This window comes from Pseudomonas sp. BNK-45 (assembly GCF_047456255.1).
Classification (GTDB): domain Bacteria; phylum Pseudomonadota; class Gammaproteobacteria; order Pseudomonadales; family Pseudomonadaceae; genus Aquipseudomonas.
In genome coordinates, this window is sequence record NZ_CP179909.1 from 4,377,964 (window position 1) to 4,403,066 (window position 25,103).

The 25,103-nt window shown below is 66.9% G+C and carries 11 protein-coding genes and 1 pseudogene; 2 read left to right on the forward strand and 10 right to left on the reverse strand.

All coding sequences use genetic code 11. The features are described from left to right. Positions 1–35: 35 nt before the first annotated feature. The 5 genes and pseudogenes from ACMGG8_RS19740 to ACMGG8_RS19760 form a co-directional block, all read right to left on the reverse strand. Positions 36–1,481, reverse strand: a complete 1,446-nt coding sequence (locus tag ACMGG8_RS19740; RefSeq protein ID WP_060839234.1) for a TolC family outer membrane protein — start codon at positions 1,479–1,481, stop codon at positions 36–38. A gap of 82 nt (positions 1,482–1,563) precedes the next feature. Beyond that, a pseudogene (locus ACMGG8_RS19745) lies at positions 1,564–10,301 on the reverse strand (TcdA/TcdB pore-forming domain-containing protein). Between the two features lie 114 nt (positions 10,302–10,415). Next, positions 10,416–12,563 carry a type I secretion system permease/ATPase gene (locus ACMGG8_RS19750; protein WP_414158235.1) on the reverse strand — a complete coding sequence of 716 codons (2,148 nt, stop codon included), beginning with the start codon at positions 12,561–12,563 and terminating at the stop codon, positions 10,416–10,418. 2 nt (positions 12,564–12,565) lie between these two features. Continuing rightward, positions 12,566–13,954 (reverse strand): HlyD family type I secretion periplasmic adaptor subunit, encoded by a 1,389-nt coding sequence (locus tag ACMGG8_RS19755; RefSeq protein WP_414158236.1) that lies wholly within the window; start codon positions 13,952–13,954, stop codon positions 12,566–12,568. After that, on the reverse strand, positions 13,951–16,092 hold the full coding sequence (locus ACMGG8_RS19760; protein ID WP_414158237.1) for a peptidase domain-containing ABC transporter: 2,142 nt from the start codon (positions 16,090–16,092) through the stop codon (positions 13,951–13,953). The genes ACMGG8_RS19755 and ACMGG8_RS19760 overlap by 4 nt, the downstream gene beginning before the upstream one ends. A 498-nt stretch (positions 16,093–16,590) precedes the next feature. Here ACMGG8_RS19760 and ACMGG8_RS19765 point away from each other — a divergent pair, with 498 nt between their 5' ends. Further along, positions 16,591–17,358: a substrate-binding periplasmic protein gene (locus ACMGG8_RS19765; RefSeq protein WP_414158238.1), complete on the forward strand. Its 768-nt coding sequence runs from the start codon at positions 16,591–16,593 to the stop codon at positions 17,356–17,358. A 254-nt stretch (positions 17,359–17,612) separates the two neighbouring features. Here ACMGG8_RS19765 and ACMGG8_RS19770 read toward each other — a convergent pair whose 3' ends face one another. Further along, positions 17,613–19,304, reverse strand: a complete 1,692-nt coding sequence (locus tag ACMGG8_RS19770; RefSeq protein WP_414158239.1) for a SulP family inorganic anion transporter — start codon at positions 19,302–19,304, stop codon at positions 17,613–17,615. 263 nt (positions 19,305–19,567) lie between these two features. On the opposite strand from ACMGG8_RS19770, the gene ACMGG8_RS19775 reads away from it, so the two are divergent. Then, a complete protein-coding gene (locus ACMGG8_RS19775; protein ID WP_414158240.1) occupies positions 19,568–19,777 on the forward strand; it encodes a hypothetical protein in 210 nt (69 codons plus the stop codon). Between the two features lie 88 nt (positions 19,778–19,865). Here the strand turns inward: ACMGG8_RS19775 and pelG are convergent, their stop codons facing one another. Genes pelG through ACMGG8_RS19795 form a run of 4 tightly spaced genes read right to left on the reverse strand, consistent with a single transcriptional unit; the run spans position 19,866 to position 25,103 of the window. Further along, positions 19,866–21,236 carry an exopolysaccharide Pel transporter PelG gene (pelG, locus tag ACMGG8_RS19780; protein WP_060839227.1) on the reverse strand — a complete coding sequence of 457 codons (1,371 nt, stop codon included), beginning with the start codon at positions 21,234–21,236 and terminating at the stop codon, positions 19,866–19,868. Beyond that, the gene (pelF, locus tag ACMGG8_RS19785) at positions 21,237–22,769 is read right to left on the reverse strand and encodes a GT4 family glycosyltransferase PelF (protein ID WP_414158241.1); all 1,533 of its coding nucleotides are present in this window, start codon (positions 22,767–22,769) and stop codon (positions 21,237–21,239) included. It lies immediately after the preceding gene. Then, a complete protein-coding gene (locus tag ACMGG8_RS19790) occupies positions 22,766–23,755 on the reverse strand; it encodes a HEAT repeat domain-containing protein (protein WP_414158242.1) in 990 nt (329 codons plus the stop codon). The genes pelF and ACMGG8_RS19790 overlap by 4 nt, the downstream gene beginning before the upstream one ends. Continuing rightward, positions 23,733–25,103 carry a PelD GGDEF domain-containing protein gene (locus ACMGG8_RS19795; RefSeq protein ID WP_060839224.1) on the reverse strand — a complete coding sequence of 457 codons (1,371 nt, stop codon included), beginning with the start codon at positions 25,101–25,103 and terminating at the stop codon, positions 23,733–23,735. The genes ACMGG8_RS19790 and ACMGG8_RS19795 overlap by 23 nt, the downstream gene beginning before the upstream one ends.

The window sequence follows — 25,103 nt, forward strand, 5'->3', positions numbered from 1 at the left end:
GCGTCGACGCTGGCCCGGCCTGCTGCCCTGCCCCTTCAGCGTCTTGCCAACCGGCGTGGAAACTCCGGCGGCAGAAAATCGCGGTCCGGATCGTAGTCGGCCTTGAGGTAATCACCAAGCGCCTTGAGGTCCTGGGGCGACAGGGTGCCCACCGCTTGCTTGAGCCGCAGGGTGTCGAGGATGTAGTCATAGCGGCTGTCGTTGTACTGGCGCACGGCGTTGTACAGCTGGCGCTGCGCCTCCAGCACGTCGACGATGTTGCGGGTGCCGACCTGAAAACCCAACTGCGAGGCCAGCACCGCGCCCTGGTTGGAGATGATCGACTGGCGTCGCGCCTGGACCTGATCCACCGCGCTGTTGAGGCCGCGATGCAGGTTGCGGGTCTGCTCCACCACCTGACGCTGCAAGTTGTCGTTGAGGTACTCGCGCTGATTCATCCGCTGGTGGGCTTCGCGTACCTGGGAGCGGGTCTGGCCGCCACTGAACAACGGAATATTCAACTGCAGCCCGACACTGCGCTGCTGCACCGTGCCGCCATAGCCGTTACCGCGAATGTCGCTGTTGCCGTAGCCCAGGCCGTCGTTGTCGCCGGTCTGGTAGCGCACCACCGCGTCCAGGGTCGGGGCGTGCCCGGCCTTGCGCGCGCGCAGGGTCTGCAGGGTCGCGTCCAGGGCGTGCTGGCTGGCCAGCAGGGTCAGGTTCTGGCGCACCGCGGTGTCGACCCAGCGCCGCGCCTCGTTGGGCTCGGGCAAGAGCACCGGCATGTCGTGCCGCACGCCCTGGATCGCCTGGTACTGCTGGTGCGTCAGGGTGTCCAGGGCTTCGAAGGCATCGTCGGTGTGCTTTTGCGCGACGATCCGATTGGCCCGCGCCGTGTCATGCCCGGCCTGGGCCTGGAGCACGTCGGTACGGTCCGACAGGCCCAGTTGCAGGCCTCGCTCGGCCAGTTGCTGCTGGCGCTTGAGCGCTGCTTCCTCGGCCTTGGCCGCGGCCAGGGCGTCCTGGGCCTTGAGCAGGCCGAAATAGGCCTGGGCGCTGTCGAGCATGAGTTTCTGCTCGGCCGCGGCCAGCTCCAGCCGGGCCTGCCGGTCTTCGGCTTGGGCCGCCTTGAAGGTGAACCAGCGATCGACGCGAAAGACCGGCTGGTTGAGCACCGCCTGGTAGCTGGTGCTGCTGCGCTGGGTGTCCTGCCGCGGTTGTTGCAGGGAGGTGCTGGTGCTGTTGAGGTCGGCGCTGGCCGACAGCGTCGGCAGCAGCCCGGCCCGGGCCTGGGGCAGCGCCTCGGCGCGGGCGGCCTGGTCGGCGCGGGCCGCCGCCAGTTCGCTGTTGTTCTGCCGGGTATCCAGGTACACCCGCCACAGGTCGCTGGGCAGCGTCTGGGGCGGCGGTTGAACGGCCTGGGCCGGGGCAACGGCCAGCAGCACCAAGACAGGCAGCCAGCCGGCAAGGGCGCGCTGCCGCGAAATCATCGGGTTGATCATGGTGGGTTCTACATAGGGAAGTGATTCGGAGGCCGGGAGACAGGAGAGGCTGGGCGCCCCTCCTGTGGTAACTCCCCTGCGGTCAGCTCAACGGTGGCACCAGCACCGCCTGCGCCGCCTGGCGATCATGCGGTAGCAGCTCACGGGCACCGCCGGTGTCGGCAAAGGCCGCCATGGCCCCGCTCAGCTTGGCCAGGCGGGGGCCTTCGACGGTCGCCAGCGCGGCGTTTGCAGCCTTGTCCGGCACGGGCTGGCGCTCGCGCGAGGACAGCTCGAACACAGCGTCCTGGGACAGCCCCGCCTGGGCAAAGCCCTTCAACAGATAATCGACACTGATCACCGATGATAGGTGTCGTCAGCGCCGCCGCCGTGCAGCACCAGGCTGTCGACCCCGGCCAGCAACGGCGGCGCCAGTTCATCCCGGCGAGCACCGCCCCCGCCCTGCAGCAGCAGCGAGCTGCCGATACGCTGGACATTGCCGTAATGGCCGAGCTTCTGCGCCGCCCCGCCCTTGACCTTGTACAGCGCCTGTTCCGTGGGACTGAAGGCGTAGGCCGAGCGCGACGACTCAGCGGCAACGCCGATAAACCGCAGCTCGCTGGCGTTGGCAATGCCGCTGCTGGCGAACACCTGGCCGCTGGCGATATCGAACCAGCCCTGGGCGCCGCGGTCCTGCAAGGTCAACACGCCCTGGGCGCCCCAGTGCCCGGCGACTGCCGCCAGCGCCTGGGGCAGCGTGGCCAGGTGCGCCTGCTGCCAGCCCTTGTCGAGCGCCACCAGTTGCACCTTGCCGTCGTGGTCGCGCAAGAGGATTTCCCCCTGCACCGTGGTCAGGCGCAAGCCAGCATCCACCTGCACCGCCGAGCGCAGCGGCACCTCGGGCATCAGCCGCGTGGCCGCCGGCAGTTGCGCCGCGGCCTCCAGCACCTGGTCGCCGGCAAAGGCCGACGCCAGCGCTTGCGGACTCATCGGCGCCTGCAGGTACAGCGAGCCGCTCTCGGGCTCGAACAGCCGCGCACTGCCACTTGTGCTGTCGAAGCCGAGGAACTGCAGCGGCTTGCCTTGCAGCGCAGCCTCGGCCACCACCACCTGGCCGTTGTGGTACCACACCGCCAATGCCGTCTTGCCGTCCGCGGCCTTGACCCCGAACACCGCCAGGGTGGCGTTGCGGCCGTTGACAGTGGCCAGCTCCTGCCACCAGTTGGCGTGGTTCTTGAGCCAATGCTCGTTGACCGCTTCATAGCTCAGGCGTCCCGTGGCCTCGATCCGTGCCACCCGCCCATCCTCGGTCACGGCCAGCAGATGGCCGTTGAGCTGCAGCACATTGGCCAGGGTCGGCGTGGCCAGGCGCAAGGCGCTCGGCTGGCTGGCGTCGAGGACCTTCTGCCCCGGCCCTTCCTGGCGGAACAGCGCCTTGTGCTGCTGGCTGTAGAAGAAGAACACTTCCTGGCCAGCGCTCTGCATCAGGCTGCCGGCGAACACCAGGTCTGCCGGGATCGGCCAAGCGCTCCGGGGTTTGCCCTGGGCATCCAGCAGCGGCTCCTGAGCGGACGGCGGTGCCAGGTTCGGTTTGATCAGGGTGCCGTCGCTGGTGCGGACCCAGTAGCGGTGCGCGACCTTGTCCCGGTCGAGGCCAAACAGCGTCACCAGCGCCGCGGGGCTCGGGTCCATCAGTGGCGCGCCAAGGCTGTACACCGGGGTGTCGCGCTCCGTGGCCTGTGCCTTGTAGCCCTGCAACAGGGTCGTGAGAGGGTCGCCATGCTGGTCGGTGCGGGCCGAGAGCTGCAGCAGCGCTTCATCGCCCACCACCCCCACCAGTTCCATGCGGTCGCCGAGGATGCGGAAGTTCAGCTCGGCCTCGCGCTCCTTGAGCTGATAACGCCGGGCCAGATAGACCGCGTCGCCCTCCTGCCAGAAGCGGCTGATCCGCCCGGCGCTGTGGTTGAACGGCGGGTTGAATTGGACATCGACCTTGCCCGTGGCGATCTCCACCCGCCAGGCCGCGGCGTTCTCGGCGTCGACAAAGTAGGCGTGCTCGCCGATCACCGCGCCCAACTGGGCGTTGCGGGCCTGTTCCAGCGCCGTGTCGGTGAACAGCATGCGGTCCTTGGCCACGTCGTAGTAGGCCCGGCCGACGTTGCGCCCGGCATGGCTGTAGTTGTCCACGACCACGTACTGGCCGTGCAGTTGATGGGCCTTGGCCAGCTCGCTCAGGTGCTGCTCGATGCGCTGGCCGGGCAACTGCCAGTGCTTCGCGTCTTCTTCCACCACCTGGGCCGTCATGCCGGCGAAGTCCACCTCGCGCACTTCGCCCCTGGCGTTGACCACCAGCACTTGGCCATTGCTCGCCGGGTCGAGCTTGACCACCACCCCGCCGACCGTCAGTTGGCCCTTGGACACGCTGATGGTTTCGCTCTGCAGCTGGCTGCTGTCGATGATCCAGCGCGACGGCGTGCTGCCGGCCTCGCTGGCAAGCTCGACCCGGGTGCCCTCGTTGAGCCCCACCAGATAGCGCCCGCCGGCGCCCTTGATCTGGTAGTTGAGGTAGCCGTACAGCTCCTTGGGCAGCTCAGGAATCACCAGTTGGCGGTCATGGCCATCGAGCAGTACCTGGATCGGGGTGTCGACGTATTCCTGGTGAATGCGCCGGATCGTCTCCTCGCTGGGGAAGATGTAGAAGTCGTAGTCGAAGCGCCGGTCGTTCTCCAGCCGGCGGATCACGTCGAAGCCGGTGTCATGCCGGGTGGTGGCCCCCGGCAGGATCATGTACTCGTAGCTGATGTAGGACTTGGGCGTGCCCGGCAGAATCACCGCCGAGCTTTCGCCATGGGCCAGGGCCTGCGACGCCTGGGGGTAGCCGATGCCGCTGCGCACCTCGATCGCCTGGCTGCGGTCGTGGATCATCCGCGGGAAATCCCCGGCCCAGAAGAAGTAGTTGATCGCCCCGGAACCGGTGGAACCGTGGTGGGTACGGTAGATGTACTGGCTGTCGAAAGCGATCTGGTTGTTGCGCAGGTCCAGGGTCTTGACCACCGCGCCGGCCAGGGGCACCAGCACCTGTTTGTCGGCGTCGTAACGGTAGCCGTTGCCCTTGTAGGCCTGATCCAGCGTGTCGAAGTAGCGCCCCACCGCCTTGGCGTCTTCGGCCACCGCGCCAAAGGCCTGGGCCAGCGCGGTGAAACCCACCGCCAGGCCGCCGAGGATCACCCCCGCGCCGCCCAGCACCGCGGCCGCCGTCGAGGCCCCGAGCAGACCGGCGCCGACCCCGGCCGCGCCGGTGACGAAACTGGCCGAGTCGAACGCCAGCTGGGTGCCGAACACGGCCTTTTGCACGTCGTTCTCGGCATGGGCCAGTTCATAGGCGTCCAGGCCCACCATGGCCCCACCAAACAGCAGGCCGGCGCCTTCGTTGACCGTATGCCCCAGGGTCGAGGCAAAGTCCTTGAGGGAGGTTTCGGCGGCCAGGGCCTCGCCGCGCAACGCGGTCTGCACCAGCTCGGTGACCTTGGCCACATCCTGCACGGTGCCATGGCCGATCTGCACCAGGCCCAGGTAGCTGTGGATCTTCAATGCCGTGGCCAAATCCGCCGAAGTGCTGCCCTGGGCCGCGTCCTGGCGGTGCTTGTCGGCAAACCACTGGATCAGCGTCTGCACCGCGAAGCCGGCGTTCAGGCCGTCCACCGCCGGCGCCTCGCCGACCCCGGCCCGCGGCCGGATCTGGCCGTGTTCCAGGGTGAAGTGTTCGGTGAATACGCGCATGTGCTCATCGACGAAACGGCGGAACTCGACAAAGGTGCCGTCGTCGGTGCTCAGCCAGCGGGTGTGCTCGGGCTGGTCGCGGTTGATGAATTGCACCCGATAGCCGCCCTCCTTCCGCTCCTCGGTTGTGGCGATGATCGGTATCCACTGGCTGCCCAGCTGGTGCTCCCGGGCCAGCCGGCTGCTGGCGGCGTCGAAGCGCGCGCCCCACTGCTCGGCGTCGAAGGTGGTGAGTGCCGCGCCCAGGCGCAGGTCGTCACTGATGCGCTGCCGGGCGTCCAGCGCCTGCTCGACCTGACGGCGCTGGCCGATGACCCCGGCCAGTTCCTCGGGACGGGACAGGTCGGCGACGTTCAGGCCATTGCCCACCGGCACCTCGGCCATCTTGCCGGTGTCGATCTCGATGAGGTTGAAGGCAGGCAGCGACTGGCTGCCGAACGCGCCGTAGTGGGCGGCCAGCTTGCGCTTCACCAGGTGCTGTTGCATGGCCTGGGACAGGCCCTGGGTGGAATCGAAGGCAAAGATCCCCACGTTGGGGTCATAGAAGTAGTAGCGCTGCCCCTCGGCGGTGGTGGTGCTGCCCACCATCATCGAGTGGTTCTGGGTATTGAGGGCGAACATCGCCGGGCCCTTGCTGGCGGCCAGCCGCGCCACCACCTCGGTCAGCTTGAGCTGCCCCAGCGGCGTCGACGCCTGCACCGCCTCGACGTTGGAGTGCAGGCGGATCAGGCTGTTCTTGAGCAGGGTCGAGCTGCCCGCCTGCGGGTCGGCGGAGGCCAGGAACAGCTTCTGCACTAGGCTGTTGACCCCCGCCTCGCCGCCATTGGCCAGGGCCACGGCCATGGCCCGCACCAGCGGGTAGCAACGGCCGCCGGAGCGGTCCCCCACCAGGGACAGGTAGAAGTCCTGAGGCGCCAGCTGGCCGAAGACGCTGCCGGCGCTCTGGAAGTCTTCGCTGAACACCGCAGTCTGGCGCAGCACCTTGTCGATGTACTCGGCCTGGGCGGTCTCACTGATGCGGCCACTCAGGGCACCCCGTTGCTGGGGCGTGAGCGAGCCGTCGAGGAACAGCCGCTTCATGTCCAGGGAGGACATCTTGTCGTCCACCCCGGGAATCTTGATCTGGCGATAATCCCGCAGGCCGTCGCTGAAGGCCGTGCCCCGCGCGCCGCGCTGGTAGGCCTCGGCCGTGGCATAGCGCTCGCCGATGCTGCTGGCTCGCTCCTCGCCACCGCCCTGAATGGCCGTGTCGTCGGTGCGCACCACGGCGGCGCTGCCCTCCTTGGCCCTGATCTGCTGCCAGAGCCAGGTCTTTTCCACCGAGCCGGCTTCGCGCAGCACCGGCTCGTACTGCGCCCGGTAGTAGTCCTGGGTCAGGTTGATCTGCCGGATCTGCTGGTCGATCAGCGCCTTGTCGCCGGCGGTGCGCCGCTGCTCCTGCAACTGGTAGCGCCGGTCGCTCAGGTGCTGGATATCGGCGTTGACCCGGGCCTGCACGGCTTCACGCAGCTGATTCCAGGCGGCGATCGCCGGATGCTCGGGAGAGAAGGCGCCACTGTCGTAGACACCGTCAGCCACCCCGTCGACCGGCACCCCGAACTGGGCCGCGACCTTTTTCAGGTTCTGCTGCACCTGCTCGCGGTAGGCGGCGAACTCGGCCCGGTTGCGCTCCATCACCTGGGTGTCGGCGGTCTGGATCGCCAGGGGCTCGGCGCCATCGCGCAACTTCGGCCAGACCATCGGCCCTTGGCGCTGGTACTCCTGGCGCTGGAACACCAGCTGCCACTGGCCATCGACGTACTGCATGTAGGCCGCGGCCAGGCCCTCGGCGGTGCCGGCGACCTGATAGTCCTTGTAGTCCACCGCCATCACCACGTTGTCGTACAGCAGCGAGCTGTTGACCCGGCCGTCGTGATAGACCCGGTAGGTGTTGGCGTCCAGGCTGGTCACCACCAGCGAGCAGCCCGACAGGGTGCCGGTGAACAGGAAGCTGCCCGCGGCCCCGTGCTTGGGAATGTCCACGTAGGCCGGCGCGGCATTGGCCTGGTTGGGGCCGTTGTAGCCGAGGAAATACGCCGGCGCGCTGTTGCCGGCCACCTCATTGGCGCCGTGCTCGGTGTATTCGAGCTCGTACAGGTCCGGCGCGACCTTGACCAGTTGCACACGGCCCTGGGCCGGCAGGCGTCCCGACTTGACCAGGGCCTCGGCACTCAGGGTGTGGCTGCGGGCGAACTGCACCGGGTCGGCGACGAACTCGCGGATGTCGGCGCTGCCCTGGCGCGCTTCGAAACCGGCCCCCTGCAACGCCAGCCCCCCCTTGAGCTGCCGATCCTGCAGCGCCTGCCCCTGCAGTGCGGGCAGCGGGCCGACGCTGGTGAAGCGTGGCGGATGGAACTCCTCGCTCGCCGCCCGGCCCTGATTGACGATGGGCAGGACCCGGGCCATCACCCCGTCGTACAGCTTGCCGTGCAATGCCTCCTGGCTGCCCTCGGCGCGGTAGCGGTCGAACATCTGCAGCAGCTGCGGGCCGATGCTGCCCGGGCCCTGGGGTTCATAGCGGGCGGCGACATACAGGGTCTCGAAGAACGAGTGATAGCCGTTGCGGATCATGAACGCCGCATTGGCCATCTGGAACTGCCAGTACTGCTTGACGCTCAGCCCTTGGCCGAACAGTTCCGGCAAGGCATTGCTGACGGTCTGGGTGGTTCCGGAAATGCCGCCCACGAACGGCGTGTCCAGGTCGTTCATGTAGCGCGTGGCGGGATTGTCCGGGTCGGGACGGAACTGGCTGTAGCTGCGGTACTTGTCGTCCGCGATCAGCAACGGCGCATCGGCCTGGGCCCGCTCCGGCTGGGTGTTGAGGATCAGGTAGGGGTCGGGCTGATTCAGCCGATTGTTGATCACCAGCTTGTTGGCGCCATCGGGCGATGCCAGTGCGGCGTGGCCATTGACCGGCACCGCGGCCTTGGAAAGGCTGTCGGCCACCGGGCGCAGGGCATGGAACAGCGCCTGCTTGCGCAGGCTGCGGCCCTGGTCGCTGGACAGCTGCGCCTCGACGCTGGGGCGCAGGGCGGCATCGCCCGGCTGCAGCCCGGCGGGGCCGCGCAGCAGCAGGTTCAGCAGCTGGCTGTCCAGGGAGCGCTCCACGGCCACGTGATCGAAGGTGTGCCGCTTCGGGTTGCTCGAATGCAGGGCGGCGTTGGCGTTGGCGACCCGCTGGTTTTCCGCCGTGACCGCCTGCTCCCGCCATTGCTCGTAGAGCGGCGCCAGCAGCAGCTTGGCCTGGGCAATGTCGCTCTGCAGGTAACCGCCCTGCAGGACCCTGGCCAGCGCCGGGCTGTGCGCCAGTTGGTCGGCCAGGCCGAACAGCAAGGCATCGTTGTCCCGGCTCTGCCACACCGACGCGGCAAAGGCCTGCTCCCAGAGTACCTTGTTCAGGTTGTTGCCCTTGATATCCCGCAGGCTGTCGCGGCTGTGCTGTGGCAGCAGTATCCCGGCCGGGGTCAGGTGGTTGCGTTGCAGCAGGCGGGTCAACTGCTGCACGAAGGTGGCGCGCTCGCGGCTGCCTTCGAACAGGCGGCTGGCTTTGATGCCGTCGTTGCGCAGCTGTTCCAGGGTGTCGAAGAACGCCGCGTTGTACTGGTACAAGGCGGCGGTCTGGGCCTTGCTCAGGTGGCTGCTGCTGACCTTGTCGCCCTCGACGGTCATCAGCGCAAACGGCGTGGCCGCGCGGAACTCCCCGCCCTGGGGCATCTCCAGCAGGTACTGGCGCTCGGCAAAGCCCACTGCCCGCTCCTGTTCGTGGATGTTGACGAACACCCCGTCGCGGTCCGGCTGGTAACTGTTGTGCCGGAAGTCTTCCAGGCCGATGGTCTGGAAGCTGGTGATGTCGGCGTTCTGGTTGATCAGTTCGCCCAAGGCGCTGCCCAGGGGCACTTCGCGGGGCACGCTGGTGCTGGGCGACTGGCCCGAGACCTGGATCCCGATCTGGTTGGGCACCTTGCGATCGACGTTGGTCAGCAGCAGCCGGTGGCCGTCATTCAGCAACTGGGCCTTGAAGCCTTCGCGCAGGTCGCTTTCCGACACCAGGTGGTGGGCGAAGTACTGTTCGACGAAGCCGGTCTTGACCAGCACCGAGCGGATCGGCGCATAGGTCGGCGAGCGCATGGACGGCGGCTCGCTCTTGAGCCGGTACTGCTGCTGCCAGGCCAGGGAACGGGCCGCGGTGCCGAAGGAGAAGTTCAGCACGCCGTCGGTGGGCACCACCAGCCGGCCGTGGTCCAGGTAGAAGTCCTTGAAGCGCCCGTCGGTGCTGGCATTGACCAGCGCCACGTTCATGCGGATGTAGCCGGGACGCTCCTCCATCATCAACAGGGAAATGTTCAGCGGCAGGTCGTCGGAGGCCCGGGGTGCCTTGGCCAGTGCACCCAGGCTCGCGGCCTGCTGCTTGGGCCCGGCCTTGAGCAAGGCGTCGTAGCGGCTGCTGACCTCCTTGTAGGCCTGCAACTCGGCGAACAGCGTGACGTAGGCCTGGTTGAAGGTGGAGTCGGCCACCTGGGCGCTCAGTTGCTGCTCCAGACGCTTGATCCGCCCGCCAAGCTTGTCCTGCTTGGCCAGCGCATCGGCCTTCAGGCCCTTGACGTCCAACGGCTGGGCGCCATTGGGGCTGAGCATGTTCAGCGCCTTGCTCCAGGTCTTGTCATAGTGGCTGAGCGCCGCGTCCTGGCGCCTGTACAACAGGATGTCCCGGTCCAGTTGCTGCTTGTAGGCGCTGGTGGCCGGGGTGTCGGGGACGGCGTCCATTTCTTTGCGCCGCTGTTGCAGGGTCTGCAACTGGTCGGCGACCGACACCGGGTTGTCCTGCATCTGGAAGTGCTGGGCGGCCAGCACGCTCAGGGTGCTCTGCTGCATCTCCAGCAGGCGGTCGCCGACCTGGGCGAGGTAGGAGGCGCGCTCGTCGGCGCTCATGTTGAACCATTCGGATTGCCGGCCTGAAGCCTGGATCTGTTGATCGATCAGGGAGTTGAGCAGGCGCGTGAAATCCTTGGACAGGAAAGCCATTGCAGTGATCCTTTGTCTGTGTTGCGCGAAGCCCTTCGCGTTGCGAAAGGCCGCCTGGGGGAATGCGAGGTGGGAGACGTGACGGGTGGGCGGGTCCTCCTGCCGTGGGTGGGGTCAATCCTTCATCTGCAGGGCCCACTGCCGGGCATACAGCCCGTCGAGGTCGAGCAGCTGTTGGTGTGTGCCTTGTTCCAGCACCCGCCCCTGGTCGATGACCAGGATCCGGTCGGCATGGCGCAGGGTGTTGAGGCGATGGGCGACGCTGATCACCGTGCGGCCCCGAGCGATGTCCTGCAGGTTGGCCATCACCGCCGCCTCCGACTCGTAGTCCAGGGCGCTGGTGGCCTCATCCAGCAGGAGGATTCCGGGGTTGCAGAGCAGCGCCCGGGCCAGGGCAATGCGCTGGCGCTGGCCGCCGGAAAGCTGGCCACCGCGCTCGCCCACCTGGGTTTCGTAGCCCTGGGCCAGGGCCTCGATAAAGGACGCCGCCCCCGCCAGGCGGGCGGCGTCCTGCACCTCGGCATCGCTGGCCTGGGGCCGGCACAGGCGGATGTTCTGCGCCACGCTGCCGGCGAACAGCACGCTTTCCTGCAGCACCACGCTCATGTTGCGGCGCAGGGCCACCGGGTCGGCGATGGCCAGGTCGATGCCGTCCACCATGACCCGGCCGTGCTGCGGTACGTAGAGGCGCTGCAGCAGGCGGGTCAGGGTCGACTTGCCGGAACCGGAGGGCCCGGTAATGCCGACGAACTCCCCCGGGCGGATCTCCAGGTCAAGCTGGCGCAGCACCTCCTGGCCGTCTTCGGCGTAGCGAAAGCGCACCCCCTGGAAGCTCACCCCGCCCTGCAGCGCCGGCACCGAGGCCAGGCCGCCGCTGCCGCTTTCACACTCGGTGTCGAGGATGTCGCCCAGGCGCCGCAGGGAAATCAGGGTGTGCTGGAAGTCCTGCCAGACCTGGGCCAGACGCAGGATCGGCTCCACCACATGCCCGGCCAGCATGTTGAAGGCCACCAGCTGGCCGGGGCTCAACTGGCCGTCCAGGACCAGCATCACCCCCCACCACAGCAGCAGCGCCGCGGTGAGTTTCTGGATCAGGCCGATGCCCTGCCCGGCCCAGATGCCGACGATGCGGGTGTGGAACGCCGCGCGCACATAGGCCGCCAGCTGGCGCTGCCACTGCTGCTGGAAGCCGTTTTCGATGGCCCCGGTCTTGATCGTCTCGATGCCGGTCACCGCCTCGGTGAGAAAAGCGGTGTTGGCCGCGTTCAACTCGTACTCGCGCAGGGCGCGGCTGCGCAGCAAGGGCCCCACACAGAGCCAGAACAGGAAGTACAGGGCCAGGGAGCCCACCACCACCCAGGTCAGCAACGGCGCGTAGCTGTACATCACGGCGATGAACAGCCCGCAGAAGGCCAGGTCCAGTACCAGGGTCAGGGCCGAGCCGGTGAGGAACTGGCGGATCTGCTGCATCTCGCCGACCCGGGCGATGATCTCGCCGGTCTGGCGCCCCTGGAAATACCCCAGGGGCAGCTGGATCAGGTGCTGGTACAGGCGGGCCGACAACTCGGCGTTGATCTTGCTCGCCACGTTGCTGAACAACCAGGAACGCACCAGGCCGAACAGCGGTTCGAACAGGGCCAGGGCCAGCATGGCCATGCCCAGCACCTGCAGGCTCGACAGGCCGCGGCTGACCAGCACCCGGTCGATGATGTTCTCGAACAGCAACGGGGTCACCAGGGCCACCCCTTGCAGCATCAGCGACACCAGCAGCACGCTGCGAAACTGCCGTCCGTGCTTGAGGATCGACGGCAGGAACCAGCCCACCCCGAAGCCCCGGGCCTTGGGCTGCACATGCTGCTCGGCCAGCAACAGCACCTGGCCCCGGGCCGGCCAGCACAAGGCCAGTTCCCCGCGGGTCAGGGTCTGGCATTGGCCCTGCAGCGGCCAGTAGATGCGCAACTGGTCGCCGTCCACCGCGTCCAGCACCGCCCAGCCCTGGGTGGTCTCCAGCAGGGCCGGCAACGGCAGGTGCTGCAGGCGCTGCACCTGGCTGCGCACGGCCCGGGCGCGCAGGCCGATCCAGCCGGCGCAGCGACGCAGGTCCAGGCTGTCGGCCAGGCCCTCGACCCGCCCCAGGCGGTGCGCCAGCTGCGCCACGCTGATGCTCAGGTCAAAGCGCCGGGCGGCCCAGGCCAGGGCGTGCAGGCCGCTGTCGAGCAGGGTCGGCGAGGGTTCGCCGGTCAGGTGGCAGGCTGTGGTCATGCTCAACGCTCCCGCAACGCTTCGGACTGATACTCACGGATCGGGCTCAGCAGGTAATTGATCACCCGCCGCTCGCCGGTGCGGATCTCGCCGGTCACGCTCATGCCGGCCTGCAAGGGCATCCAGCCCTGCCCCGCGGCGATCGCCGCCCGTTCCAGGCGGATACGGGTGGGGAACACCAGCCCCAACTGCTCATCCTTGATGGCATCCCCGGAGACATGGGCCACCGTGCCGCGCAAGGTGCCGTAGCGGGTATAGGGAAAGGCATCCACCTTGATCTCCACGGGCTGGCCGGCGCGAACGAAGCCCACGTCCTTGTTCAGCACCATGACCTCGGCATCCAGCTCGGCGCCCTCGGGGACAATCACCAGCAACTGCTGCGCCGCCTGCACCGCGCCGCCCAGGGTGTGCACCGCCAGTTGCTGGACCACCCCGTCCACCGGTGCCAGCAGGGTCTGCAGGCGCTGGCGATCGCGGCCGCGAATCAGTTGCTGCTCCAGCACGGCGATGTCCTGCTGGCTGCGGTTGAGCACTTCATGCTGTTCACGCTGGGTGCGGGCCAGAAAGCTGTCGCGCTGCTCGCGGCGGTTGTTGGCCTGGGCCTTGAGCACTTGCAGCTCGGCCTGTTGCTGGGCCAGTGAACGCTCCACCTCCAGTTGCTCCTTTTCCTGCTCAAGCAATTCGACCAGGGGCATCAATTGCTCGGCGGCCATTGCCCGGCGCGCATGCAGCCGTTTGCGCACGTTGCTGGCCAGCTTGCCCAGGGCACTGATCTCGCTGCCCCGAGCACGCTGGCTGGCCTGATTGATGGCGATTTCGGCGTTGAGGCTGTCGAGGTTGGCGCTGATTTCCTTCCAGGTGCTGCGCAGCTGTTCCAGGGCCGCCTCGGCCTGCTCGGCGTCCAGGCCCGGCGGCGCCTGGTAGCTGAGCAGCGGCTGCGGGGTCAGCAGCGCCCGGGCCCGGGCCAGTTCCAGGCGCTTGAAGGCCAACTGCGCCCGCAGCTCGCTCAACTCGGCCTCGATGCCGATCGGGTTCAGCGCCACCAGCACCTCGCCGGCCTTGACCCGCTGGCCGTCGCGCACATGGATCGCCCGCACTTCGCCCGCCTCGTGAGCCTGGATCACCTTGGTGTAGCTGGAGACCATCAGGCGCCCGGCGGCGCTGGCATGGATGTCGAGAAAACCGAGGGTGGCCCAGCCCAGGGCCAGCAGGATGCTGAAGATCAGCAGCAGCGCGGTGGCCCGGGCCCAGGGCGCCGGTGGACGCTCGACAATCTCCAGGTAGCCGGGCTGGAACTCGTATTCGTCGCGATTGCGCTTGAGCCGTGCCGGGGCTTCGCCCAGGCGCTGACGGGCACGACGCAAGGCGGACATCAATGAACCGAACATCATGCGTCCTCCTTGCGCAGCGCCTGTTGCAAGGCCCACAGCCGCGCGTAGCAACCGCCGTTGGCCAACAGTTGCTGATGGCTGCCCGATTCGCTGATGCGCCCCTGCTCCAGGGCGATGATCCGCTGGCAATGGCGCACCGCCGACAGGCGATGGGCAATGATGATCACCGTGCGGCCCAGGGCGATGCGCGCCATGTTGTCCTGAATCAGCGCCTGGGATTCGTCATCCAGGGCGCTGGTGGCTTCGTCGAAGATCAGCAGGCGCGGGTCGCCCATCAGCGCCCGGGCGATGGCGATGCGTTGTCGCTGGCCACCGGACAGCGAGCTGCCGGCTTCGGCCAATACCGTGTCGTAGCCCAGGGGCAGACGCAGGATGAAGTCGTGGGCCCCGGCCAGGCGCGCCGCGTCGATCACGCTTTCCAGGGACGCCGTGGGATGGCGCAAGGCGATGTTGTGCCGCACGCTGCGGTTGAACAGGTAGTTTTCCTGCAGCACCACGCCGATCTGGCTGCGCAACCAGGCCGGCGGCAACTGCGCCAGGGGCACGCCATCGATCAGGATGCGCCCGGCATCCGGGGTGTAGAGCTTCTGCAACAGGCGGGTCAGGGTGCTCTTGCCCGAGCCGGACGGCCCGACGATGCCCAGGGTCTGCCCGGCGCCGATGTGCAGGTCCAGGCCGCGCAGCACCAGCGCCAGCTCCGGGCGGTAGCGGAAGGCCAACCGCTCGATGCGCACCTCGCCGCGCAACGGCTGCTGCGGGCGCTGATCGTCCTCGGCCTGTTCCACCGGCAGGTTGAGCATGTCCCCCAGCTTGTCCACCGATACCCGCACCCGCACGAACTGCTGCCAGACCTCGATCAGCTTGGCGATGGGCTGGCTGACGTGGGACAGCATCATGTTGAAGGCGATCAATTGGCCGATGGTCATCTGCAGCTCGATGACACGGCTCGCGCCCCAGCAGATCACCGCCACCGCGGTGACTTTCTGCAACAGCGTCACGCTCTGGCTGATGGCGCTGCCCAGGGTCTGGCTGGCAAACCCGGCCTCGACCATTTCCGCGGTCTGGGATTCCCAGCGCCGCTGCATGCGTGGCTCCACCGCCAGGCTCTTGATGGTTTCGCTGCTGCTCACGCTTTCATTGAGAAAGGCGGTGTTGCGCGCCGCGCTCTGGAACTGGCGCTCGATGCGCTGCTCCAGCGGCCCGCTGCTGCACCAGGCCAGCAGCCCGTAGAGCGGCAGGGTCAGCAGCACCAGCAGGGTCAGCGGCCAGGAGATCCAGGCCATGACCGCGAAGAACACCAGGGTGAAGGCAACGTCCACGCACAGGGTCAGCAGGGAACCGGTGAGGAACTCGCGGATGCTGTCCAGCTCCTGGACCCGGGTGATGATCGCCCCTACCTGCCGCTGCTTGAAGTACAGCAGCGGCAGGCCCAGCAGATGGCGGAACAGCTTGACCCCCAGGCCAATGTCGATGCGGTTGGCGGTGTGCGCCGAGAGGTATTCGCGCAGGCCCTTGAGCAGGACCTCGAACAGCCCCACCAGCACCAGGGTCATCACCAGCACATCCAGGGTCGACAGCGCCCGGTGGACCATGACCTTGTCCATCACCGCCTGGAAGAACAGCGGTGTCGCCAGGGCCAGCACCTGCAGCAACAGCGAGCACAGCAGCACCTCGCCGAGGATCCGTCGGTGGCGCAGCAGCTCCGGAATGAACCAGGACAGGTCGAAGCGCAGGCCGCCCTGGCGCAGGCGGATCACCTCCCCGCTCCACTGTTCGGCCAACTGCCGGCGATCGAGCATGTCCGGGGTCGGCATTGAGGGGCGCTGCACCAGCGCCTGGGTGTCCGAGAGCCGCGCCAGCAGCCTGAAATCGCCGCACTGGCTGCGCCAGACCAGGGGCAGCATCTTCGGGGTCAATCGGGCCAAGGCCAGGCGCTCCAGACGCAGATCAACGCCGGCGTTGCGCCCATAGTCCCTGAGGGCCTGGCGCAGGTCCTGCGAGGGGGACGGGTCCCGGGATGGCGGCTGCGCCGTTGGCGCAACGCGCTCCCCGGTCAGTTGCAGCAGCAGATGGCAACAGGCCAAGGCCGAGTGAACGGCCGTACCGGCCGCGGATGAGGTGGCAGACAGCGTCGTCATAGCGGCGCGTCCGCTGAAGACAGGCTGCGGGAGGGTGCAATATTGACTGGCATAAACCGCTCGTTGCTGGCTCCGGGGAGCGTGGAGGCACGAACGCAGTCTGAGTCAGCCAATTGCGAATGATAATCAGCAGTTTGATTAAAGCGTTTTAACTAAAACTTAAGGCTGTCCCGCAAATGCCCCGCAGGCCCGGATCGCGCATGCAGCGGGAACGGGGCCCGGGCAGGACAAGCCAGGGGGCGATGGATGGGGCGCTGCCCACGGCTGTGCAACCCGAGTGTCAGCGCCTGCCCGTCGCGGCCCTCACCGCTGGCGTCGGCCCTGAACCGTGATGGCGATCAGCGGTCAAAATAATCCGGCAAATCCGTCCATCTCTGCACATAACCCTCTAATCTTGGCGGCACGTTTTGCAGGTCGTTGCGGGTCGGTCTTTGCAGGTGTCGAATACGCAGCGTTAATCCGAGAGCATGAAATGCCACTGTTTGTTGAGTTACTGCCATGACTCAAGTGAGTCAATCGTTGCGCCAGTGGGGGGCGCTGATCCTGACGACGCTGCTCGCGGCGGTGGTCTGGATGCCCTCGGTGTCTGGCGCAGAGCCCCGTAGCGTCGACCTGTACTTTGCCGAAGCGCCGCCTTTATCGATGCTGGACCAGTCCGGCCTGCATGGCATCGTCGGCGACGTGACACTGAAAGCGGCGACCCGGGCCGGATATGCGCTGAACTTTGTGCAAGTGCCTTGGGCACGCGCCCAGCAACGCGTGCGCAAGGGCGTCGACAAGCTGATCATTCCCCTGACCCGCACGCCGGAAAGAGAGGCCGATTACACCTGGATCGCGCCCATCATGACCATGGACCGCGCCTTCTTCAGCCTCCACAAGCGCGTGGAAACCCTGCAGCAGGCGCGGGAAACCTATGCCCGGATCGCCGTTGGCCGAGGCAGCGCCCAAGAGCAGAAGCTCCGGGCCGAAGGCTTCAGCGACAACCAGATCTATCCGTTTGAAATTGGCGAGAACCCGGCGCAATTGCTGCTGATGGGACGGGTCGACGCCTGGTTCAACGGCATTCCCGAAACCCAAAGCATCTGGCGCAAAGTGTCAACTCAACCGCTGCAGGTCAGTCCGGCCTTCATGAGCAGCGATCTGTACCTGGCCTGCTCCCGAGACTGCGACGCGGCGTTGGTGCGCAAGCTGAGCGCGGCGGTCGAGGCGCTGCGCAAGGACGGCTCGCTGGAGAGAATACGAAAATCCTACTTCGACGCGCCCTGACCCACGGCCGCCCTCTTCTCCCTTGAATCTGGCGCATGCCCGCAGAGTCGGTTTCCCGGTCCTGCCCGCTTCTGGCAACCGCCGCAGCGGGCGGTACGCCGGGGGGCAGCAGCGAATGGGCCGGGCCGACCCGGGTCGCCATCGGGGGGGCACTTACGGCGCCCAGGTGGCGCTGAGCGTCAATTACCAGGCCCTGCGCTTCGGCGCCATCGGCACGCCGGCGCTGGCCTGCGTGCCGCTCAGCGTCCTCTGCTTCATTGCTTGCCGCGCATGCTGTTGCGCCATATGCGGTAGGTCCTGATCCCCGAACGCACCGAACCGAACAGCAACTGGCTGTCCATTTCCCGGGTCATCCCCGAGCGTTCCAGCATCGCCAGGAAAGTGCCGCGAGCACGGGCGATCGCGAAGTAGATGCCTTGGGCGGCCAGGGTCTCGCGGATTTCCCGCAGCACCGCGATGCCGCTGACATCGATATCGGTCACCGCCTCGGCATCGAACAGCACCACCTCGGCTTCGCTCTCGCGCTGCACGGTGTCGAGCAGGCGCATCTTGAAGTAGTCGGCGTTGAAGAACAGGATCGCGTCGTCGAAGCGATACACCACCAGGCCGGGCACCGTGCGCGCTTGCGGGTATTGCCTGATATCCACCTGGCCTTCGATGCCCGGCATCCAGCCCAGCACCGCGTCGGTGGGTTGGTAGATGCTGTACAGCAGGCGCAGGATGGCCAGGGTCACGGCGAACATGATGCCCGGCAGCACGCCCAGCCCCAGCACGCTGACGGTGGTCAGCAGGCACAGCCAGAACTCGAAGCCGCTGAGCCGGTAGATTTGCTTCAGGGACTTGACGTCGAGCAAGCCCCAGCCCGCCATCAACAGCACCGCGCCCAGGGCCGGCTGCGGAATCCACGCCATGGGCGCGGTGAAAAACAGCAGAATCAGCGCGATCGCCAGGGCGGCGATGATGCCCACCAACTGGCTCTTGCCTCCGGCCATGTCATTGACCGCGGTACGCGAATCCGCGCCGCTGATGGCAAAGCCCTGGGAGGCGCCGGCCGCCAGGTTGCTCAGGCCCAGGGCGATGAACTCATGATTGGCGTTGATCGCGTAGCCATGGCGCGCGGCGAAGCTGCGGGCAGTGAGCATGGCGCTGCAAAAGCTCACGGTGGCGATGCCCAGCGCGTCGCGCAGCAGGCTCTTGCTTTCCTCCAGGCTGGTCTTGGGCCAGGACAACTCGGGAATCCCGGCCGGCACATGCCCGAGGATCGCCACTCCGAGGCGGTCGAAGCCCAATAGCCCAGCCAGCAAGGTGAACAGCGCCACCGTCAGCAGCGCCGCCGGCAGCCGCGGGTAGCGTCGCGGCAGCCAGATCAGAAGGCCCAGGCTGGCCAGGCCAACGGCCAGGGTCAGGCCGTGGATCTCCCCCAGACGCTGGAGAAAGTCCGCCAGCCCGAGAATGAAGCCGTCGCCTTCGATCTTGAAGCCCACCACCTTGCCCATTTGCCCGGCGATCAGGCTCAGACCGATGCCGTTGAGGTAGCCGATGAGGATCGGCCGCGAGAAGAAGCTGGCGATAAAACCCGCCCGGGCGATCCCGGCGGCGATCAGCATCAGGCCCACCAGCACGGTGACGATCATCGACAATTCGACGGTTCGCTGCAGATCGCCCATGGCCAAAGGCGCCACGGCCCCGCCGAGCATGGCGCAGGTGGCGGCATCGGGACCGACCATCAGTTGCCGCGAGCTGCCGATCAAGGCATAGACGATCATCGGCAGCACACAGGCGTACAGCCCGTACTGCGGCGGCAGGCCGACAATCTGCGCATAGGCGATGGCGATCGGGATCTGGATTGCCGCCACGGACAACCCGGCCCGCAGGTCGGCGCGGAACCATTCGCGGCGGTAGTGCAACAAGTTGGACAGGCCAGATAGACAGCGCGATAACGACATGCCGAGTCCTTTCGAAATAGTGCGTTGTATGTTTGGGCTGCGCTCTGGCGACCCTCTATTGTTTGGCCAGGCGACGCGAGGGCGCGTATTCAAGCGAATCGAGCCGCTGATCGCCATGAGCTGGAGCAGCTTTTGCGTCGATCGAAGGGGTTATGTACTTTCGCCAGTCATTTCACCCCCCCTAGGTAGGCTCCGCTTTTTATTGCCGACCACTGATACCGGGGAGCCAGCCCACGGCTCTGCTGCGCAGGCGCGGGCATGGGGTGCACAAATACCTCGGACGCTCGCCGTTGCGCTGCGACCTGGCGATCAGTGAGGCCAATGGCGAACAGTTCAGCCTCGGCGCGCTGCTGGACGGTGACGCGGCGGCCGTGGCCAACGTGGGTGAGCCTTGGCAGATCCTTGTTCATCACCCTGGCCCAGCGCCCCGCTGGCAGGTCGCGGGCTCTCCAGCCCGTGAAAGCACCGGGTGAGACGCTAGCGCTGGCCAGGGATCCAGGCCGGTGACTCAAAGGCCTCACGCCGCGGTGGGGAGTGGCGCCGGCCCTGCTCTGCCGAGCCTTAGCGCGAGAGCATGAAGGTCTCGTACTCCAGGTCATCCAGCGCCGTCGACAACCGCGCCAGTCCCAGCAGCACGCAGACCAGCAGCGACAAGGTGAAGCCATAGCCGAAGTAGCTCGGTCCCAGGTGCAGGCTGAGCAGGGTCAACCCGGCGTTGAGGGCGACGAAGAACAGGCACAGCTCCAGCACGATCGCCCGTTTGTCGAGGTAGAAGAACACGTTGAGGATCGCCATGAACACCACCTGGATGCTCACCCCGATCAGGTCGATGTAGAACAGCGGCAGGTAGTAGCTGGACATCCCCAGCCACTCCAGCAGGCGCGGCCCGAAGAGAAACAGCAGGACCACGGTCAGGCCCTGGACCTTGCAGATTTCCAGCAGGCCCTGGCGGATCGAGAAGGTCATCTCGGCTTTCAGCGAACCGATGTGCTGCAGGGTTTCGCCGTCGCGCACGGCGCGAAACAGCCGGTCGTACCACTCGGCGAAGTCGGTTTCGATCCGCACCAGGAACACCGCCATGCCGGGAATGATCGCCAGGTAGGCGAGGAAGATCGGCAGGTCATACAGGATCGACGCCCGCAGCGGCCCGATCACCTGGCTGGAGGTGTCCGGGTTGAACCAGAAGATGAACTTGTCGATCCAGATCCCCAGGTTGTAGCAAAGCCCGGTCAGCAGCAGGCTGACAAACACCTGGCGGCGGTCGAGGAAGTCGAAGGCCACCAGCTTTTCCGCGCGGTACTCGCGCAGGATGTCGTACAGGAACAGGAACAGCAGCGAGCTGTGGCCCAGCAACAACGCCAGCAGCAGCCCTTCCATGCCCATGTGCCGCAGGAAGAACGCGCTGCCCACCATCAGTGCGTAGCCCGCCAGCATCACCAGCAGGATGCGGTTATAGGCCTTCATCCCCGAGAGGAAGATGATCACCAGCCACAGATTGCACAGCACCACGAAGTTGGCCAGGGTCATCAGGCGGTAGATCAGCGGCTGGTCGAACAGGGTGACCAGCAGCAGGATGCCCAGCACGCCGGAGCCCAGGGTCACCAGCAACAGCACACCGATCAGGTTCGGCAGGATCTGCTCGTACTTGCGCTCGAACAGGCGGTCGGAGACGAAACGGGTGAAAAACAGCTGCAAGCCGCCGGTGAGGATCAGCGAGGTGGCCATCAGGTAGGTCACGGTGATCAGAAACTGGCGGATCAGCACCTCCGGTACCACCAGCCCGAGGCTGATCACCCCCACCAGCATCACGCTGAGAATCGACAGCACCCAGGGCCCGGAACTGATCAGGCCGGCGTAGACATAGGCATGCAGGGTCGCGGTGTAGGAGTCGCGGGAGAGAATCTTGCGCAGTTCGAAACCGATGCCGGCCATTTACCCAGCCTCCTTGTGTGTGGCGCCCATGGCGTTGTCATACAGCGTGCGATAGCGCTCGATCATCAGGGTTTCGCTGTAGTAGCGGTGCACCCGTGCCAGGCCGGCGGCCTGGGCCGACTGCCAGCGTTCGGGGCTGCGCAGCAGATCGATGATCGCCTGGGACGTGGCCTGGGGATCGGCGATCGCCACCACCTCCCCGGCCAGCCCCAGATCGCGGTCGACCGCTGCGCCGCCCTCGATCAGCTCCCGGCAGGAGCCGACGTCGCTGCTGACCACCGGCGTGCCGGCGGCCCAGGCTTCGAGAATCACCAGCGGCTGGGCCTCGCTGATGGAGGTCAGGACCATCAGGCCCAGTTGCGGCAGGATGTCCTGGATTTTCTGGAAACCGAGGAACAGCACCTTCTGTTCCAGGCCGAGACTGGCCACCAGGCTGCGACACTCGGCGACGTACTCCGGGTCTTCCTCTTCCGGGCCGACGATCCAGCCCTCCACCTGGGGCATGACGCTGACCACGCCGCGCATGGCCCGCAGGAAGGTCTTCACGTCCTTGATCGGCACCACCCGGCCAATCAGCCCGACCACCGGCGCGATGCCGGCGGCACGGGACTCAAGGGCCTGGGTCCAGAGCTGCAGGTTGATGCCGTTGGGAATCACCTGGGTGCGCTCCGGCGGCGCGCCGTCCTTGATCTGCCGTTGGCGGTTGCCGTCGTACAGGGCAATGATCTGGTCGGCGCTCTCGTAGACCAGATGACCGATGCGTTCGAAAAAGCGCACCCAGAGCATGCGGATATAGCCCGAACCGCTGTCCATGCTGTCGTTGAGCGCCTGGTTGCTGCTTTCGGCGATCCAGCTGGCCTGGGCCAGGTCGATCTTGCGTTCCTTGGTGTAGATGCCGTGCTCGCTGAGCAGGAACTGGCAGCCCCACAGCTGCTTGAGCAGGCAGCCCACCAGCCCGGCGTAGCCGGTGGAAATCGAGTGCAGGACCCGGGCCCGCGGCATGCGCCGGGCCGCGGCGGCCAGCATCAGCAGCGGCGATTGCATGGTGCGCAGGGTCCAGAAGTAATTGACGAAGGACGGATCGGCGCAATGCTGCTCGTAGCCTTCGGTCAGCGCCTCCCAGCTGGGGCGGCTGTAGAGCACGTCGTCCAGGGTGATCCGCGCCTGGGCCAGGGAATCGAGCACGCGGATACCCAGCTCGGCGGGCGGTTTCTCCGGGTTGTGCAGGTACCGGTAAAGGTTGCTCAGCTCTTCCAGCGAGGCGCTGTGGGCCACGCGCTTGTGCCTGGGGTTGCGCCACGCCTCCTCCAGGTAGACCTCCTCGATGTGCACCACGTTGGCCGGAATCTCATAGCGGCGCTGGCCATAGGCTTCACGCTGGCCCCCGATGAACAGCACGGAAAAGGTCAACTGCGGCAGGCCGAGGATCATCTGGTGGATCCAGCTGGAGACGCCACCGCGCACATAGGGCCAGGTGCCTTCGAGGAGCAGGCAGACATCGGCAATGGGGGTCGGGTCGACGGCGCTTTTCATGTCCAGGTCCTTACCAGCCCGGCAAAGGGCGGACGTTGCTGCATTTGCGGCGGCAGGCTCTTCAACAGCCCGGGAATCTCGGCATAGTTGCCACTTTCAAAGGCGATCTCGGCCTGGAACGGCAAGACCTTGCCCGGGTCCATGCCCGCCTCCTGGGCCTGGTGCATGTGCAGCCGGGCCTTGCCGATATCGCCGCGTTCAAGGGCGATGCGTCCGGCCAGCAACAGCAGTTCGCCGCCCTCGCCCGCCTGCAGCGCCAGTTCGGCATGTTCACCGGCCTGGCCCAGCACGTGCTGCTGCACGCTGCCCTGGGCCAGCCCCAGGTAAGCCAGCTCCCAGTACCAGCGCGCCAGGGTCGCGTGCAAGGCGCCGGCCTTCTTCGGCACCGCACCGGGCAACTGCGCAAGCGACGCCTGGATCCGCTGGTTGATGTCGGTTTCCTGTTTGTCGAGCATCGAATACGCCAGCAGGCGCACATCGTCGCTGGGGTCGCCCAGGGCCAGCTTGAGAATCGGCACCGCTTCCTTGCCCGGCATCCTGCGGGTGGCGAGCAACGCCGCCAGGCGCTGGTCGGGGTCCGGGGCGTGGCGCAGCACATCCTGCAAGCCGCTGTCGCCGAAGGTCGGCGAGTGCAATTGGGTCTGGGCGCGAAACGGCAGGTCGGGAATGCCCACCGCCTGCCACATCTGCACCTCGCGCTTGCGCGGCAGGTACAACGCCGGAAAGATCGCCGCGATCACCCCGACCGAACCCAGCAGCGGAACAAAGAACGCCAGGCTGAAAATGAACAGCGGGCTCCAGGGCAACGGCCGCCGATAACGCGCCGGCAGCAGCAGCCAGACCGCCGCGGTGAGCAGCGCGCAGGCGATGGCGTGACTCATTGCATACAGCAGCGCGACCTGCAGGTCGGGCAACTGCGCCGTCAGGCTGGCCCAGCTCCCGACCTCGAAAAACAGCGCTCCGCTAAACAGCCACTTGCTGATCATTCAGGCCACACTCGTTGTACAGAAAGTTACGCAGTCCATCCCGTTGCCGGGCCGACTCCAGGTCATAAGGCAACACCTTGACCCCCAGGCTCGCCAGTTCCACGCTCATGCCGAAGTGCTCGTGCACCAGCTTGCCCAGGCGCGCCAGATAACCCTGGGCACCCTCGCTGCTGGTCAGGGGCAGGAGCACCAGCAGCAGCCCGTGCCCGCGGTCGTTGACCAGGCTCAGGTGCAGGTCCAGTCCGCGCTGACTGCGTTCGAACAGCCGCGTCAGTTCGTCGTTGGGCTGGGTCAGTTCGAAGGCATAGAGGCAGCCGGACAGGCCGTGGCGCTCGACATCCACCAGCGAACGCTTGAGCTGGCGCGTGAACTGCTGACTGTCGGCGTCCTGCAGTTGCAACACCTGGGAATCGGCGTGCAGCAAGTCGGCGATGTGCCCGGCCAGCAGGGCCAGCAGGCTGAGGGTGCGTTCCTGGAAGGCGAAGAACGGCATCTGCCGCACCGCCAGTACCGCCAGCACCTGCCCCTGGGTGTCCACCAGCGGGATGCAGGCCTGCAGCGATGACACCGAGGCTTGTCCGCCGCTGTCGAGCAGCTCCTCGCGCACGCTCACCAGCTCCTCGCGCTCCAGGCACAGGCGCACCAGCAGGTCCTTGTCGTCCAGGGCGGGCATGGTGCCGATGGAGGCCAGCAGGCTCAGCTGGGGAGCCGCGCTGGCGCCCTGTTGCACTCGGTACAGCCCGGCGACCCGCAACGAACCGTACTGGCCCAGCAGGGTCAGCACCGGCTCGGCCAGCAGGGTCAGGGCATCGTCGCCATTGGGCGCCGCCCGCAGCCGCTCACGCAGCCCCAGCAACGAGCTGCGCAGGCTCTGGTCGCTGCCGGCCAGGCGCTGCTCCAGGCGATCGTGGGACACCCGCAGAATCTGATGGGCCCGGGTGAAGTCGTCGAGCCGGTACTGGCGATACTCGTTGGCCATCTGCAAGCGCAGCAGCCGCCGCTCCCACAGGTCGCGCACCTCGCCCACCAGCATGCCGCAGACCAGCACGCCGACAATGTAGGACGGCGCGATCTGGGCGTAGCCCGGCAGTCCGTTCTGACGCAGGACGAAAAATGCCGCCACCAGCAGGCTAGCGCTGATCAGACCGCGGACAAAGCCGTAGCGCACCCCCAGCAACAGCGGCGCCAGCACCGACCAGGGAAACTCGCCCTGCACCTGCAGCGGGTCCTGGGGCGCCAGCCACAGGCCGACGCCGATGACCAGGGCGGTCACCAGGAAGGTTTCCAGCCATGACGCCGGACCGCTGGCCCGGGGCGCCAGCGCGTAGTCCATGTGTGGAGAGTTCAT